The sequence below is a fragment of the Pseudomonas sp. 02C 26 genome (assembly GCF_002843585.1).
Lineage (GTDB): Bacteria > Pseudomonadota > Gammaproteobacteria > Pseudomonadales > Pseudomonadaceae > Aquipseudomonas > Aquipseudomonas shirazensis.
The window spans coordinates 2,132,424-2,146,815 of record NZ_CP025262.1; the positions used below are offsets into that span (position 1 = coordinate 2,132,424).

General features: G+C 63.3%; 16 protein-coding genes. 10 read left to right on the top strand and 6 right to left on the bottom strand.

Annotated features, from left to right (window positions below):
* The first annotated feature begins 24 nt into the window (after nucleotides 1–24).
* From CXQ80_RS09585 to CXQ80_RS09620, 8 genes are all read left to right on the top strand, one after another.
* On the top strand, nucleotides 25–1,368 hold the full coding sequence (locus tag CXQ80_RS09585) for an LLM class flavin-dependent oxidoreductase (RefSeq protein ID WP_101318794.1): 1,344 nt from the start codon (nucleotides 25–27) through the stop codon (nucleotides 1,366–1,368).
* Entirely contained in the window at nucleotides 1,365–2,408 is a 1,044-nt protein-coding gene (mgrA, locus tag CXQ80_RS09590) for an L-glyceraldehyde 3-phosphate reductase (protein ID WP_101318796.1), read from the top strand. The genes CXQ80_RS09585 and mgrA overlap by 4 nt, the downstream gene beginning before the upstream one ends.
* Before the next feature lie 3 nt (nucleotides 2,409–2,411).
* Entirely contained in the window at nucleotides 2,412–3,341 is a 930-nt protein-coding gene (locus tag CXQ80_RS09595) for an aliphatic sulfonate ABC transporter substrate-binding protein (protein ID WP_101318798.1), read from the top strand.
* A 120-nt stretch (nucleotides 3,342–3,461) separates the two neighbouring features.
* Nucleotides 3,462–4,082, top strand: coding sequence for a LysE family translocator (locus CXQ80_RS09600; RefSeq protein ID WP_101318800.1), 621 nt, complete (start codon nucleotides 3,462–3,464; stop codon nucleotides 4,080–4,082).
* A gap of 21 nt (nucleotides 4,083–4,103) precedes the next feature.
* Entirely contained in the window at nucleotides 4,104–5,006 is a 903-nt protein-coding gene (locus tag CXQ80_RS09605; RefSeq protein WP_101318802.1) for an alpha/beta fold hydrolase, read from the top strand.
* Nucleotides 5,007–5,104: 98 nt separating this feature from the next.
* A complete protein-coding gene (locus CXQ80_RS09610; protein WP_101318804.1) occupies nucleotides 5,105–5,641 on the top strand; it encodes a sigma-70 family RNA polymerase sigma factor in 537 nt (178 codons plus the stop codon).
* Nucleotides 5,638–6,585 (top strand): FecR domain-containing protein, encoded by a 948-nt coding sequence (locus CXQ80_RS09615; protein WP_101318806.1) that lies wholly within the window; start codon nucleotides 5,638–5,640, stop codon nucleotides 6,583–6,585. Before CXQ80_RS09610 ends, CXQ80_RS09615 begins: the two co-directional genes overlap by 4 nt.
* A gap of 81 nt (nucleotides 6,586–6,666) precedes the next feature.
* Complete coding sequence (locus CXQ80_RS09620) at nucleotides 6,667–9,084, top strand: TonB-dependent siderophore receptor (RefSeq protein ID WP_101318808.1); 2,418 nt, start codon at nucleotides 6,667–6,669, stop codon at nucleotides 9,082–9,084.
* Nucleotides 9,085–9,129: 45 nt separating this feature from the next.
* Here the strand turns inward: CXQ80_RS09620 and CXQ80_RS09625 are convergent, their stop codons facing one another.
* Together CXQ80_RS09625 and CXQ80_RS09630 are read right to left on the bottom strand one after the other, a co-directional pair.
* On the bottom strand, nucleotides 9,130–9,726 hold the full coding sequence (locus CXQ80_RS09625) for a DUF4157 domain-containing protein (protein ID WP_256585729.1): 597 nt from the start codon (nucleotides 9,724–9,726) through the stop codon (nucleotides 9,130–9,132).
* Nucleotides 9,723–10,277 (bottom strand): TetR/AcrR family transcriptional regulator, encoded by a 555-nt coding sequence (locus tag CXQ80_RS09630; RefSeq protein ID WP_101318812.1) that lies wholly within the window; start codon nucleotides 10,275–10,277, stop codon nucleotides 9,723–9,725. The genes CXQ80_RS09625 and CXQ80_RS09630 overlap by 4 nt, the downstream gene beginning before the upstream one ends.
* Nucleotides 10,278–10,366: 89 nt before the next feature.
* On the opposite strand from CXQ80_RS09630, the gene CXQ80_RS09635 reads away from it, so the two are divergent.
* Together CXQ80_RS09635 and CXQ80_RS09640 are read left to right on the top strand one after the other, a co-directional pair.
* A complete protein-coding gene (locus CXQ80_RS09635) occupies nucleotides 10,367–11,098 on the top strand; it encodes an SDR family oxidoreductase (RefSeq protein ID WP_101322996.1) in 732 nt (243 codons plus the stop codon).
* A 24-nt stretch (nucleotides 11,099–11,122) separates the two neighbouring features.
* Nucleotides 11,123–11,713, top strand: a complete 591-nt coding sequence (locus CXQ80_RS09640) for a 2-hydroxychromene-2-carboxylate isomerase (RefSeq protein ID WP_101318814.1) — start codon at nucleotides 11,123–11,125, stop codon at nucleotides 11,711–11,713.
* On the opposite strand, the gene CXQ80_RS09645 is transcribed toward CXQ80_RS09640, so the two are convergent.
* The 4 genes from CXQ80_RS09645 to CXQ80_RS09660 form a co-directional block, all read right to left on the bottom strand.
* A complete protein-coding gene (locus CXQ80_RS09645) occupies nucleotides 11,710–12,006 on the bottom strand; it encodes a hypothetical protein (RefSeq protein WP_178080760.1) in 297 nt (98 codons plus the stop codon). The genes CXQ80_RS09640 and CXQ80_RS09645 overlap by 4 nt on opposite strands.
* 8 nt (nucleotides 12,007–12,014) lie before the next feature.
* A complete protein-coding gene (locus CXQ80_RS09650) occupies nucleotides 12,015–12,560 on the bottom strand; it encodes a cupin domain-containing protein (protein WP_101318818.1) in 546 nt (181 codons plus the stop codon).
* Between the two features lie 138 nt (nucleotides 12,561–12,698).
* Complete coding sequence (locus CXQ80_RS09655) at nucleotides 12,699–13,232, bottom strand: cytochrome b (protein WP_101318820.1); 534 nt, start codon at nucleotides 13,230–13,232, stop codon at nucleotides 12,699–12,701.
* Nucleotides 13,229–14,281, bottom strand: coding sequence for a catalase family peroxidase (locus tag CXQ80_RS09660; protein WP_101322997.1), 1,053 nt, complete (start codon nucleotides 14,279–14,281; stop codon nucleotides 13,229–13,231). Before CXQ80_RS09660 ends, CXQ80_RS09655 begins: the two co-directional genes overlap by 4 nt.
* Nucleotides 14,282–14,392 lie beyond the last annotated feature (111 nt).

A 14,392-nucleotide genomic window follows, 5' to 3' on the forward strand; every position in this document is an offset into this window, starting at 1 on the left:
TGCACCGATCAGCGAGTAACTCCGATGAGTACAGCACCCCGTCAACTCAGCCTCGGCGCCTTCATCATGGCCACCGGGCACCACGTCGCCGCCTGGCGTCATCCAGACGTGCCGGCTGATCCGCTGGACTTCGCCACCTACCGGCGCGTAGCTCAGGCTGCCGAGGCGGCCTGCTTCGACGCACTGTTCGTCGCCGACAGCGTGGCCGCGCCGAGTGATGCCCTAGCCAGCCACAGCGCACGCTCGGTGTACTTCGAGCCACTGACATTGCTGTCAGCACTCAGCGCAGTGACCGAGCGCATCGGCCTGATCGCCACGGCCACCACCAGCTACAACGAGCCGTACCATGTGGCACGCAAGTTTGCCTCGCTCGATCACTTGTCCGCCGGCCGCGCAGGCTGGAACCTGGTGACCTCGGATGCCGCCGCCGAGGCTGGCAATTTTGGCCGCAGCGCGCATATCCCGCATGGCGAACGCTATGCCCGCGCTCGCGAGTTTCAGCAGGTCGTGCAGGGGCTGTGGGACAGCTGGGCGGATGATGCGTTTGTCCGCGACAAGGCCAGTGGCGTGTTCCATCACGCCGATGGCGTGCGTGCCCTTGAACATGTTGGCGAGCACTTTCGCGTCAAAGGCCCGCTCAATGTCGCTCGCACGCCGCAGGGCAGGCCGGTGCTGGTGCAGGCCGGCTCGTCCGAGGCCGGACGCGAGCTGGCGGCCGAAACTGCCGAAGTGGTGTTTACCGCGCAGCCTTCAATGGCCCGGGCGCAAGCATTTTATGCCGACCTCAAGGGCCGTTTGCCGCGCTACGGGCGCGAACCGGATGCGCTGAAGATCATGCCCGGCGTGTTCATCGTGGTGGGGCAGAGCCAGGCCGAGGCGCAGGACAAGGCCGAGCAGTTTCAGGCGCTGGTCGACCCCCGGGTAGGCGTGGCCTTGCTCGGGCGCATGCTCGGTAACTTCGACCTGTCCGGCTACCCGCTGGACGGCCCGTTGCCGGAGCTGCCACCGACTGAGGACGGCCAGCGCAGCCGCCAGCAGTTGCTCACCGAGCTGGCCGGCAGCGAACAGCTGAACCTGGCCCAGCTTGGCCAGCGCATCGCCGGTGGCCGCGGCCACTACAGCCTGATCGGCACGCCGACGCAGATCGCCGACGAGCTGCAGGCCTGGTTCGAAGGCGCCGCCGCCGACGGTTTCAACGTGCTGGTGCCGCACTTGCCGCAGGGCCTGGAAGACGTCGCCCGCTGGGTCGTGCCCGAGCTGCAGCGCCGTGGGCTGTTCCGCCGTGAATACCAGGGCCGCACCCTGCGTGAGCATCTGGGCCTGCAAGTGCCGGCCAATCCCTTCTTTGCCAAACGAGGTCAACCATGAGCTACACCGCCCACCCCGAGCGCTATGCGCGCATGCCGTACCGCCGCGTCGGCCGCAGTGGCCTGGTCCTGCCGGCGTTGTCACTGGGCCTGTGGCACAACTTTGGCGATGCCACGCCGATCGACACCCAGCGCGCGCTGCTGCGCACGGCGTTCGATGCTGGCATCAATCACTTCGACCTGGCCAACAACTACGGCCCGCCGTACGGCAGCGCCGAAAGCAACTTTGGCCGCTTGCTGCGCGAAGACCTGCGCGCCCATCGCGATGAGCTGATCATCTCCAGCAAGGCTGGCTGGGACATGTGGCCTGGGCCCTACGGGCAGGGCGGCAGCTCGCGTAAGTACCTGATCTCCAGCCTCGATCAGAGCCTGACGCGGCTGGGCTTGGACTACGTCGATATCTTCTATTCGCACCGTTTCGACGCCGACACGCCGCTGGAAGAAACTGCGATTGCCCTGGCCGATATCGTCCGCCAGGGCAAGGCGCTGTACATCGGTATCTCGTCCTATTCGGCGGGCAAAACGCGAGAGATCGCAGCATTGCTGCAAGCGCTGAACGTGCCGCTGTTGATCCATCAGCCCTCGTACAATCTGTTCAACCGCTGGATCGAACAGGACCTGCTCGACACCACCGCAGAGGTCGGCGCCGGGGTCATCGTGTTCACTGCGCTGGCCCAGGGGCTGCTCACCGACAAGTATCTGCAGGGCGTGCCGGCTGATGCGCGGGTCAACCGTGCCGGCGGCAGCTCGCTGCGCGCCGAGCATTTGTCCGAAGCCAATATCGCTCGCGCCCAGGCGCTCAACGAGATCGCCCACCGGCGTGGCCAGAGCCTGGCGCAACTGGCACTGGCCTGGACCCTGCGCGATCCACGCGTGAGTTCGGCCCTGATCGGCGCCAGCCGGCCCGAGCAGATCATCGAGAACGTCGCCGCTCTGGACAACCTCGCGTTCAGCGCCGAGGAGCTGGCCGAGATCGACCAGTTCGCCGTGGAAGGCGGGATCAACCTCTGGGAAAAACCCTCGACCGACTGGAAGGAGTAAGCCATGACTATTGTTCGCCTGGCCGCAGCACTGCTGTTGGCCCTCGCGGGGACTGTGCAAGCGGCAGATCCGGCCAGTTTGCGCATCGGCTACCAGAAGGGCTCGATCAGCCTGGTGCTGGCCAAACAGCACGGTTTGCTCGAGCAGCGCTTTGCCAATACCAAGGTGCAATGGATCGAGTTTCCGGCCGGGCCGCAGATGCTCGAGGCGCTCAACATCGGCAGCCTGGATATCGGCTCGACCGGCGATATCCCACCGATCTTCGCCCAGGCGGCCGGTGCCGATCTGCTCTACATCGGCGCCGAGCCGGCCAAACCGCGAGCAGAAGTGATTCTGGTGCCCAACGCCAGCACGCTGGCCAGCGTTGCCGAGCTCAAGGGCAAGCGCATCGCCCTGCAGAAAGGCTCCAGCGCGCACAACCTGCTGTTGCGCAGCCTGGCCAAGGCCGGCTTGAGCATCCGCGACGTGCAACCGGTGTACCTGGCCCCGGCCGATGCCCGCGCGGCGTTCGAGCGCGGCAGTGTCGATGCCTGGGCGATCTGGGACCCGTTCTATTCGGCCATCGACGTCGAAGGCAAGGCGCGGGTACTGGCGGACGGGCAGGGTTTGGGCCTGATCGGCCCGTTCATGCTCGGCGCGCGGGGCTATGTCGAAGCCAACCCCGAATTCGTCGGCCAGTTGCTTGAGCAGATAAGCCAGGCCGAGGCGCTGACCCGCAGTGACGAGGCCGGCAGTATCCGCACATTGGCGGACTTCATGGGCATGCCCGAAGAGGTCGTGCGGCGCAGTTTCAGCCATCGTCCGGCGTCGCCAGTGCTTGCCGTCAGTGACGAAATCATCGCCGCGCAGCAGCGCACGGCACAGTTGTTTTTCGACAACCGCTTGCTGCCCAGGCAGGTGCAAATTGCGCCGGCAGTGTGGCGGCGACCGTGATCTGGCCCGCAGCAGTACAAAATGTGTATCTGCTTATTTGAGGCTAACTGTATAGGTGGGCGGGCGAGGGCGCTGGGCTACTGTGGGTGCACAACATCTACCCGCTCGGGACACTTGCTCATGTTTGCCTCCTTCGACCTGCTGATGGCGTTCGTACTGTTCGCCTTCGTATCCTCCATCACCCCGGGGCCCAACAACACCATGTTGCTGGCCTCAGGGGTCAACTTCGGCGCGCTGCGGACCATTCCCCACGCGCTGGGGGTCAGTGTCGGCTTCATGCTGATGGTGCTGGGAGTGGGCTTTGGTCTGGGTGAAGTGTTCAAGGCCTGGCCTGTGCTGTACACGGTATTGCGCTATGTCGGCGCTGCCTATCTGCTGTACCTGGCGTACAAGATCGCTACCTCCGGGCCGATCTCCGCCAACGGCAAAAGCACGGCCAAACCGATGACCTTTCTCGGTGCTGCGGCGTTTCAGTGGGTCAACCCGAAAGCCTGGGTCATGGCTGTTGGCGCCATTACCACCTACACCCCAGCGCAAGGCTACGTGGTCAACGTGATCGTGATTGCCGCCGTATTCGCCCTGGTCAACCTGCCTAGCGTTGGGATCTGGGTAATGTTCGGCAGTGCCTTGCGCAACCTGCTGCAGAATCCGCGCTGGCTAATGCTGTTCAATGTCCTGATGGCCGTGCTCCTGGTGATATCGCTTTACCCGCTGCTGTTTGTACAATCGGCGTTTTCCTGAACCGGCGAGTACAGCCAAGCGATGCAATTGATCCCCTGGTCTCACGACTGCTCCGAAGGCTTTACCCTGCGCGGCTGGCGCACGCCGGCCAGCGGCAAGCCGTTGTTACACTTTCTGCATGGCAATGGCTTTTGCAGCCTGACCTATCAACCCCTGCTGATGCGCCTGGGTGATCACTTCGACCTGTGGCTGAGCGATGTGCAGGGCCACGGCGACAGTGACCACGGTGGGATGTTTCGCGGCTGGAACCGCTCGGCTGAGTTGGCGGTGGAAGCATTCGAGGCCGGCCGAGGCGAGTACGGCGCGGTGCCGCGCTATGCGCTGGGGCACAGCTTTGGTGGCGTGCTGACTGGGCTGATCGTGGCTGATCATCCGCAGTTGTTCGAGCGCGCCGTGCTGCTCGACCCGGTTATCTTCAGCCAGCGCATGCTCGTCACCATGGGCGCTGCCCGGCTGTTTGGCCTGCACCGCAGTCATGGACTGGCGCGCAAGGCGGCCACCCGGCGCAGCCACTGGGCTGACCGCGACGCGGCTTTCGCTGCGTTGCAGGGCAGGGGGATTTTCAAAGGCTGGCACGACTCTGCGCTGCGGGCCTATGTCGAGCATGCGATCGGTGATTGCGGCGAGGGGGTGGTGCTCAAATGCCGGCCTGCGCGTGAGGTCGATATTTTCAGTTCGTCGCCGCAGCGGTTGTGGTCGAATCTGGCCAGGATCAGCACGCCTACGTGCATTCTCTATGGTGAGCAGACGTACCCGTTTGTAGTGGCGTCGGTGCAGCGGCTGGCTGCGCTCAATCCGCAGGTGAGCAGCCAGGCGGTGGCGGGAGGGCATTGTTTCATGCAGGAGGATCCGGCAGCGGCCGCACCGCGGATCGCGAGTTTTCTTGATCATCAAAAGGTTTCAGACTCTGTAGCGATGCAGTAACCCTGGGTGATAGCAGGGTAATTGCCCTGTCAAGGCCGTCCCGGTATAGTGCGATCAATTCTCAAATGCGATTGCATCGCTCACAGGACTCCAGCGTTATGGGCTCGGCTTCTTCCCGCGACTTATCCGCCCATGGCGACATCCACGGCCTGTATGTCGAGCACCACGCCTGGCTCAAGCGCTGGCTGTGGCAGCGGATGGGCTGTCGCAGCGATGCCGCCGACCTTACTCAGGACACCTTCCTGCGGTTGTTTCGCCCCGCAGTTGCGCCCCGCGCATCCGACCTGCGCCAGCCGCGTGCTTACCTGGCCACTGTTGCGCGCCGTTTGATGCTCAACCTGTATCGTCGCCGCTCGGTTGAGCAAGCCTGGTTGCATACCCTGCAACAGATGCCTGAGCAGTGGGCTGCGTCGGCCGAAGAGCAGTATCTGATCCAGGAAGCCCTGCAACTGATAGATTCGCTGCTGCACGGCCTGCCTTCGGTGGTGCGCCGGGCGTTTCTGCTGTCGCAGCTCGAAGGCCACAGCCATGCGCAAATTGCCATGGCACTGGGGGTAACGGTGCGCAGCGTGCGGCGTTATCTGACCCAGGCGATGGAGCATTGCATGCTGCTCGCCATGGCCGATGAGCGGTGAGCGAACGGCCGCTGGAGCGACACATCGTTCGCGAGGCCGCGCGCTGGTACATACGCTTGAACGGCGCCGAGCATAGTCCTGCACTACAACTCCGATTCGAGCGCTGGCGCGATCAGCACCCGGACCACGCGCGCGCCTGGCAGTTGGCGCAGCGGGTAAGTGAGCAGTGGCAAGGCGTTCCCGAGGGCGTCGCGTTACCCACTCTGGAACGAGCCGATGGGCTCAGCCGTCGTGCTGGCCTCAAGGCGCTGATGGTGCTGATGACCGCCGCTCCTGCTGCGCTGGTGGCCTGGCGGCAGACCGATTGGCTGGCCGATGAACGTACTGCGATTGGCGAGCAACGCGAGCTGACCCTGATCGACGGTACGCGCCTGGCCCTCAATACCCAAACTGGCGTGGACATCGTTTTCGATGCCAGCCAGCGGCTGCTGCGCTTGCGTGGCGGGGAGATCCTCGTTATCACCCACCCGGACAGCCTGAGCCGACCGCTATCGGTGCAGACCGAGCAAGGCATCATCCGTGCACTGGGCACGCGCTTCAGCGTGCGTCAGGAGGGCAACGACAGCCAGGTCAGCGTGTTCGCCGGCGCCGTCGCCATTCAGCCTGTGCAGGGCGGCAGCGACTTACACCTGAGCGCTGGGCAGAGCGCCCATTTCGACCGCCGTCAGGTGTCGAGCCCAGCGCCATTGCTTACCGGCGCTGGCGAGTGGGCCAGCGGTGTGCTGCGCGTCGAGCGGATGCCCCTCAACCTTTTCGTCGAAGAACTGAACCGCTACCGACCCGGCTGGGTGCGATGCGATGCACAGGTCGGGCAATTGCTGATCAGCGGCGCGTTCCTGTTGCGCGACACCGACCTGATCCTCAGCGCAGTGTCCCGGGCGCTGCCAGTGCAGGTGGTGTATCGCACGCGGTATTGGGTGAGTTTGCAGGCGCGAACCGTCTGAAAAAAAGTCTGCAGCGCCTGTCCGCTTTGCCAGCGCTCGCGTGTCCTCCAGGCACACAGATCTTTTCGATTCGGAGTCTGCATGCCTTTGTCATTTCGTTGCTCACCAATTGCCTGCGCCGTGCAGGTCACAGCTCTGGCTGTGAGCCTTAGCGCCAGTCCCTCGTTATTTGCCGCCAGCAACCTGCACTACACCATCTCGCCAGGGCCGCTGGGCCAGGTGCTGTCGAGCTTTGCCGCACGTTCGGGCATCAATCTCGCCATCGAACCGGCGCTGGTAGACGGACGCCAGAGTGCCGGCCTGCAAGGTGAATTTGCGCTGCAGGCGGGCTTTTTACGCGTACTGGCCGGTAGCGGTTTGCGGGCGGTTGATCACGGCAACGGCGTGTACGTACTGGCGCCGATCCTCCAAACGGACGCAGCGCTGGAACTCGACGCCACGCAGGTCGTCGACACCCGCTTCAGCAGCACCATTGGCGACGGACCAGTGCCGGGTTATTTGGCCAAACGCACCACGGTCGGCACCAAGACCGACACGCCAATCAATGAAATCCCGCAAAGCATTTCGGTGATTACCCGCGATGAAATGGACCAGCGTGGTGTACAGGATTTCAATGCCGCTGTGGCCTATACCCCCGGGATTCGCGCGTTGGACTACGCAGGCGGGCAAGGCGCCCCGGATATCTTCCTGCGCGGTTTTCGTGCCTTCAACCTGTTCGGTCTGTATCAGGATGGCCTGCGCACCGGCTTCAACCAGTACGACACCAACTTTGAAACCTTTGGCCTGGAGCGAGTCGATGTGGTCAAAGGTCCCGCTTCGGTGCTGTTCGGGCAGATGGCGCCGGGTGGGGTGGTCAACATGACCAGTAAACGCCCGCAGGAAACGCCGATTCGTCATCTCGAAGTGCAGTACGGCAGCTTCGACCGGAGCCAGCTGGGTCTTGATGTCGGTGATCAGCTCGATAACGACGGCACCCTGTTCGGTCGGCTGGTCCTGCTACAGCGCGAGAGCGACACCCAGGTCAGACACGCCCCAGATGACCGCACTTATGTAGCGCCGTCCCTCACTTGGAAACCCGACGATGCCAATTCGCTGACGCTGCTTGGCAGTTACAGCAAGAGCCGTACGGGTGGCTCGGAGCAGAGTTTTCCGTTGATTGGTACCGTGCGCAAAAGCCCCTATGGCCATATTGATTCAGACACCGACCTGGGCTGGAAGGGCAGCTATTACCACAGCGAAAACACGGTCATCGGCGTGCAGTACGAGCATCAGTTCGACAATGGCTGGAAGCTGCAGCAAAACCTGCGCTACATGCATTCCAATGTTGGTTACCTGTCCAGTGGTCCTGATGTGGTACTCAACGCCGACGGCCGTACCCAGGACATCGGTTTGCAACTGCGGCCCAAAAACAGCGATACCTTCCTCATCGACAATCATCTGCAGGGGCTGGTCGACACGGGTCCGTTGCAGCACATCTTGCTGGCCGGTCTGGATTATTCGCACTACAAGGCCCGCGAAACGCGCCGTAACGGCGACCCCGATCCTGAGGTCGAGATGATCGATCTGTATCGCCCGGTCTACGGTGGTGCGGCCATCTGGTACGACCCTTTGCAGCGCTCTACCGACACCCGTTTGCAACAGGTCGGGCTGTACCTGCAGGATCAGATCAAGCTCGACCGCTGGGCGCTGACCCTGGGTGGCCGTCAGGATTGGTCAACCGCCTGGGAGGAGGGCTTGTACTTCGGTACAGAGCAGGTCGATACCGTGCAGCGTGACCGCAAATTCACCGGCCGCGTGGGCCTTGCCTACCTGTTCGACAATGGCATCGCACCCTATGCCAGCTACAGCACTTCGTTTCAGCCCAACCCGGAAGCCTACCGTGACGGCACGCTGTTCGAGCCGACTGAAGGCCGCCAGTACGAGATTGGCGTTAAGTACCAGCCGCCCGGTTATGACGCTTTCATCACCGTTTCGGCGTTTGATCTGGTGCAGACGAATGTCTCCACCACCGATCCGGTCAATCCCGGTTTCTCGGTGCAGAGCGGCGAAGTGCGTTCACGTGGCATCGAGCTGGAAGGCAAGGCCAGCCTCAGCCATGAGCTGAACGTGCTGGCGTCCTACGCTTACCTGGATGCCGAGATCACCCAGGACAACAGGTTCGAGGGCAACGCGCCGCGGGCGACTGCGCGCAATACCGCCAGCCTCTGGCTCGACTACACGATCGCAGACGGTGCGCTCAAAGGCGTAGGTATGGGGCTTGGACAGCGCTATGTTGGCTCGTCATATAACGTGCAGCACACCGTGAAGACGCCCCATTACCTGCTGACCGACGTCACCTTGCGTTACGACCTGGCGGGTATCGGGCTGGACGGTATGAGGGTGTCGGTTACGGCCAGCAACCTGTTCGACAAGCACTACTTCCAGCCAGGCTTTTACGAAGACTCGGTGCTTTACGGCAACCGGCGCAACGTGATTGCCAGCCTGAGCTACGACTGGTAGCGACGCTGGCCCGGAGCCCTTTCAGGCGGTAAGGGGCTGACGCAATCAGTGCGCCTGCCCAGACTGTTTTTTACGCAACGCAGCCGCCACCTCGGCCTCGATCGCGTAGGCCGGGGCTTCCAGCTCGTTGTAGTTGCGCGTGTAGCGCCGGGCGAACTCGCTGACGCCCAGCTCTTGATACTGCTGTACATGCTTGAGCTCATGGGCCCATAGCGCGACGTTGTTCTCGGCATCGCTGGCATGGCGAAAGATCACCGTGTCGATCAAGGTCACCGCGTTCACATCGGGGTTTTGCAGCAGGGCATTGGCGGCGCTGACCTGCTGTTGGTCACCGACCCGGTAGCGCACGGCGTCGAGCACGGCAAAGTCGTACCAGGCGTCTAACTGAACGCGGATATGCAGCGGGATCGGCTCGGTGCCGAGTGCAGTGGCGTCGGCCTGAGCTTGTTGCAGGGCGAAGACCAGGCCGCTTGAGGCCATGTGTTCGACATCCTGCAGGATCTGCCCAGCCTGGCCGGGGTCGAAGGGGGTGCAGAAGCAACCCATCAAGCACACTTGATACTGGCCCGCCGGGCAGGTGTCTGCTGCAGCTGCAGGTCGGGCCAGGGCCAGGCTGAGCCACAGCAGCAGGGCAGGCCTCAAGCGAGCACCTTGGCGACCAGGCTGCGGCTGGCCTGCAGCAGTTCGCTTTGCACGGTTTCGCTGGCCAGCATGCGCCCGACCACCACCGCGCCGACACATTGGCTGATCAATGCCCAGGCCAGTTCAGGATCATCCAGGGTCTCGCTCCAGGCTGCATGCAGTACGACCAACCAGTGCTCTGCCTCCTGGCGTACGGTTTGGTCGGCGCGGGCGATCTCCACCGCCAGTGGCGGCAGCGGGCAGCCTTGTTCGGCGTTATGCAGATGGGCCAGGCTCAGGTACTGCTCCAGGCAGCGGGCCAGACGCTGGCGTTCGGCGCTGCGCGCGGCCAGGCGGGCGAGGGGGCTGTTGCTCAGCTCACGGCGAACGATCTCGCTGAACAGGTCGTCCTTGCACGGGAAGTGGTTGTAGAACGCGCCGCCGGTGAGGCCAATAGCTTTCATCAAATCAGCCACGCCGGTGCTGGCGAAGCCGCCGCGCTTGGCCAGTGCGCCGCTGCTGGCGATGAGTTTTTCGCGGGTCTGCAGTTTGTGTTCAGTGGAGTAGCGCATCCAGATGATCTCCGCGCCCGGGCTTGACGTTGGTCGGATCATAACATAGCGTTCGTTTACTAAATGATCGTTCACCAATGGAGGTGGCCGTGGCGGAACAAGACAAGGTGGTGCTGGTGATTGGTGCCGGCGATGCGACCGGCGGAGCCATTGCCAAGCGCTTTGCCCGCGAGGGTTATATCGCCTGTGTGACCCGTCGCGACGCGGCCAAGCTGCAGCCGTTGCTGGACGAGATCAATGCCGAGGGTGGCCGGGCGCATGGCTTTGGCTCCGATGCGCGCAGCGAGGAGGAGGTCGCCAGCCTGATCGAAACCATCGAGCGCGATATCGGCGCGATCGAAGCTTTCGTGTTCAATATCGGCGCCAATGTGCCGTGCAGCATCCTCGATGAAACCCCGCGCAAGTTCTACAAGATTTGGGAGATGGCTTGCTTTGCTGGTTTTCTGACCGCTCAGGCAGTAGCCAGGCGCATGGTCACTCGCGAGCGCGGCAGCATCATCTTTACCGGCGCCACCGCCGGCACCCGTGGCGCGGCGGGGTTTGCCGCGTTCGCCACCGCCAAGCATGGCCTGCGGGCGCTGGCGCAGAGCATGGCGCGGGAGCTGGGGCCGCGTAATATCCATGTTGCCCATGTAGTGGTCGATGGGGCCATTGATACCGCGTTCATTCGCGACAACTTCCCTGAACGGTATGCGCAAAAAGACCAGGACGGCATCCTCGACCCTGCGCACATTGCCGACAGTTACTGGTTTTTACACGCCCAGCCCCGCGATGCCTGGACCTTCGAGCTGGACCTGCGGCCGTGGATCGAACGCTGGTAAAACTGCCCTTCAAAGGATCGGGCGATGAGTAAATCCGTGGAGTTTTTCTTCGACCTCGGCAGCCCAGCCAGTTATCTGGCCTGGACGCAACTGCCCGAGCTATGTGCGCGCCATGCTGTGCAGCTGGTCTATCGGCCGATGCTGTTGGGGGGCGTGTTCCAGGCGACCGGCAACGCATCGCCAGTCATGGTCCCGGCCAAGGGCCGCTACATGATGCTCGACCTGCAGCGGTTCGCGCAGCGCTATGGCGTGACATTCGGGCTGCCAGCTGGTTTTCCGCTCAATACCCTGGGGTTGATGCGCGGGCTGACGGGCATGCAATTGCACGCACCTGAGCGCTTTGAGGCCTTGCTTGCGTTGCTGTTCAACGCACTTTGGGCAGAGCAACGCGCACTGGGCGATGCGCAGGTGTTGGAGCAGACGTTGGCTGCTGGCGGTTTCGATCCACAGCAGTTCGCCGAGCTGGCAGCGCAAGTCGAGGTCAAACAGGCATTGAAAGCGGCAACCGAGGAGGCAGTCACGCGCGGCGTATTTGGCGCGCCGACCTGTTTTGTCGAGGGGCAGATGTTCTTTGGTCAGGACCGGTTGGACTTTGTCGAACAGGCCTTGCGCTAGCTATCCAGGCCTAGCAGTAGCTCGATCTGTCGGCGCTCCCAGATGCTTAGCAGCTCGACCGGGTTGGTGCCGTAGCGCTGCCAGCTGTCACCGTTGCTGCTGACACCTTGCGGGTTGCAGCAGCTGGCGCAGTGGGCGAGGCCTTCGGGATCGATGATCAAACTCAGTTGCCAGCCGGCGCTGCTGACTTCGATCAGGTCTGGGCGCGGGCGCGCACAGACCTGCAACGGCTCCACCCCCATCGCAACATCACGCAGGCATTGGTAGACCTCACGGCTGCTGGGCGCGCGCATGCTGTCGATCAGAAGTTGGCTGGGGTGTTGGCGCTGATGATCTCAGCCTCGTCCTGGCCGATGTTCTTGAAGCTGTGGGCCAGGGTAGTGGGAATGTAGTAACCATCGCCGGCATTGAGCACGCTGACCTGGCCGTCTACCCACAGCTCAATGGTGCCGCGGGTAACCAGGCCGCATTCTTCGCCTTCGGCATGCACGATCGGCTCGCCGGAATCGGCGCCAGGCGCATACAACTCACGCAGCATACGCATCTGCCGGCCTTCGACGCTGGCACCGACCAGCAGCATGCGCAGGCCGTTGCGGCCCAGGTCGGGCTGGTCGCCGCCGCGGAAGACAAAGCGCTCTTCGCGCACCGGGGTATCGAAACTGAAGAACTCCGCCAGGGACATGGGGATGCCTTCAAGCAGCTTTTTCAAGGAACTGACAGAGGGGCTGACGCGGTTTTGCTCGATCTGCGAGATGGTCGAATTGGTCAGGCCGCTGCGGCGAGCCAGTTCTCGTTGCGAGAGGCCGTTGCGTTCACGCACCAGTTTGAGTCGTGTCCCCGTGTCCATTAGCCGCCTTGTCTGTACTGAAGAGTGGTGTAAAAAATAATAAGCGACGCATTAAAACACACTCTTGTCAGCAACGCGCTGCGCATCTAAACGGCGCTGGTCGTGGCGGCTTGAGTCACGGCCAGCGCCTGCTGCAGCTTATTTGCCGTCGCGCAGCGGCCCCGGCCACATGCTTTTGAACACAGCATCGCGGCGGACCCAGGCGTGCATCAATGCCGCACCCAGATGCACCAGCACCGTGGCAAACAGCAGATAGCCAGCCCAGCTGTGTGCGCCTCGCAGCAGCGCATACAGCTGCAGGTCGTGCGGGGCAATGGCCGGCAACTGCAAGGGGCGTGGATAACCACCGGCCGAGAGCATCGCCCAGCCCAGCAGCGGCATGCTCAGCATCAGGCCATACAGGGCAATGTGCGAGGCCTTGGCGGCTAGCCGCTGCAGCGCGGGCAGGTCTGCCGGCAGCGGTGGATGGGGAACTGTCAGGCGTACAGCGATGCGCACCAGCACCAGCAGCAACAGCAACAGGCCGGTTGCCTTGTGCAGTTCCACCAGCAACGGATGGCGGGTCGACAGGTCGCTGACCATGCCCACGCCGATAAACAGCATGGCCAGGATCAGCACCGCCATCAGCCAGTGCAGCAACCGCGCGAAGGGGTGAAAGGCAGCAGGTTTCATGGCCGTACTCCAGTGTTGAGAGACTCGCGGCTACGCCGATTGAAGGACTCCGAGTAGGCCGCCGAGCGTGCTGCCAGGATCGGATCGGCAGTGGCCTGAATGCCGCTCGGCAGAATCAGCGGGTCGAAGTTGAGGTCACGGCAGGCGCCTTGCTCGGGGGCATCGACGGCATTGATCACCAGCGTGCCGGCATCAATGCTGCGCCGTTGCGCCGGCCACGGTTTGGACGGATCTTCCAGCGGGTCGCCCGGCTCGGCCAGCACCAGGCGCAAGGTCCAGCGCAGTGGGCCCTGGCTCAGCCGTTGGGCGAGGTCGTGCTGCAAGAACAGCGTGTCGCTGACCTGTGCGGGGAGGGCGCTATAGGGTGTTTGCGGCTCGACCTGCCAGCGAACCGGCTGCTCTTTGCCCTGGCGGTCGATCAGGCGGAAAGCGTTGATGCTGTGGTATTGGGTGCTGGCAAAGCTGTCGCTGGGCTTGTATGAGGCCGCCCATTGGCGAAACGCCGCACTTTCCGGGTGCTCGGCAAAAAACGCCTGCATACGCGCCGGATCCGGCTTGCCGGTGGCAGGATCCGGGGTCATGGCCAGCACCTGTTGGTAGAACGCCTCTGGCGTGCCGATTGCCAGTACCGGCGGGTTGTTCATGCCGGTGCGCCAGAGCTGGCCGTCGTCGGTGGCAAATTGCAACGCCATGCTTCGCACGGGCACACCGGTGTCAGGCGTGGCCGGGTTGGCGCCGCCAATGGCGAAGCGGCCGATCACTGGCACCCGCGCCTGCTCGAAGACCCGCGCGCTGGACAACGGCGCGGCCAGCCCGCTGCTCTCGAAGTAGCCGGTGACGCAAAGGCCTTTGGCGTGGTTCTTGCGATACCCGGGGTGGTGCCCGGCCTGGGCTTCGAAGGTGTCGATGATGCGTTGCGGGCTGAGTTTGGGGCCGCCGATCCAGCCAGCGGTGTAGGCAAACGCGCAGCCGGCGACGAGCAGGCCGGCGGCAATGGCCGTCAACCGCCAAAGCTTGGCGGGGCCGTGCACGGGAGTGTTCATAGGCAGCATCCGGGTCATTGAAGATGCGAGTACGACGGGGCGCGGTGCAACTTATTCCAGCCGCCCGGGAATAAATTTCGTGGCGCTGCGTCTGCCCCTTACACTGACTGCCCATGG

What these genes read in the sequence shown, in the direction of transcription:
- CXQ80_RS09585 (WP_101318794.1), top strand. Translation starts at nt 25, where the DNA reads ATGAGTACAGCACCCCGTCAACTCAGCCTCGGCGCCTTCATCATGGCC.
- mgrA (WP_101318796.1), top strand. Translation starts at nt 1,365, where the DNA reads ATGAGCTACACCGCCCACCCCGAGCGCTATGCGCGCATGCCGTACCGC.
- CXQ80_RS09595 (WP_101318798.1), top strand. Translation starts at nt 2,412, where the DNA reads ATGACTATTGTTCGCCTGGCCGCAGCACTGCTGTTGGCCCTCGCGGGG.
- CXQ80_RS09600 (WP_101318800.1), top strand. Translation starts at nt 3,462, where the DNA reads ATGTTTGCCTCCTTCGACCTGCTGATGGCGTTCGTACTGTTCGCCTTC.
- CXQ80_RS09605 (WP_101318802.1), top strand. Translation starts at nt 4,104, where the DNA reads ATGCAATTGATCCCCTGGTCTCACGACTGCTCCGAAGGCTTTACCCTG.
- CXQ80_RS09610 (WP_101318804.1), top strand. Translation starts at nt 5,105, where the DNA reads ATGGGCTCGGCTTCTTCCCGCGACTTATCCGCCCATGGCGACATCCAC.
- CXQ80_RS09620 (WP_101318808.1), top strand. Translation starts at nt 6,667, where the DNA reads ATGCCTTTGTCATTTCGTTGCTCACCAATTGCCTGCGCCGTGCAGGTC.
- CXQ80_RS09630 (WP_101318812.1), bottom strand. Translation starts at nt 10,277, where the DNA reads ATGCGCTACTCCACTGAACACAAACTGCAGACCCGCGAAAAACTCATC.
- CXQ80_RS09640 (WP_101318814.1), top strand. Translation starts at nt 11,123, where the DNA reads ATGAGTAAATCCGTGGAGTTTTTCTTCGACCTCGGCAGCCCAGCCAGT.
- CXQ80_RS09645 (WP_178080760.1), bottom strand. Translation starts at nt 12,006, where the DNA reads ATGCGCGCGCCCAGCAGCCGTGAGGTCTACCAATGCCTGCGTGATGTT.
- CXQ80_RS09650 (WP_101318818.1), bottom strand. Translation starts at nt 12,560, where the DNA reads ATGGACACGGGGACACGACTCAAACTGGTGCGTGAACGCAACGGCCTC.
- CXQ80_RS09655 (WP_101318820.1), bottom strand. Translation starts at nt 13,232, where the DNA reads ATGAAACCTGCTGCCTTTCACCCCTTCGCGCGGTTGCTGCACTGGCTG.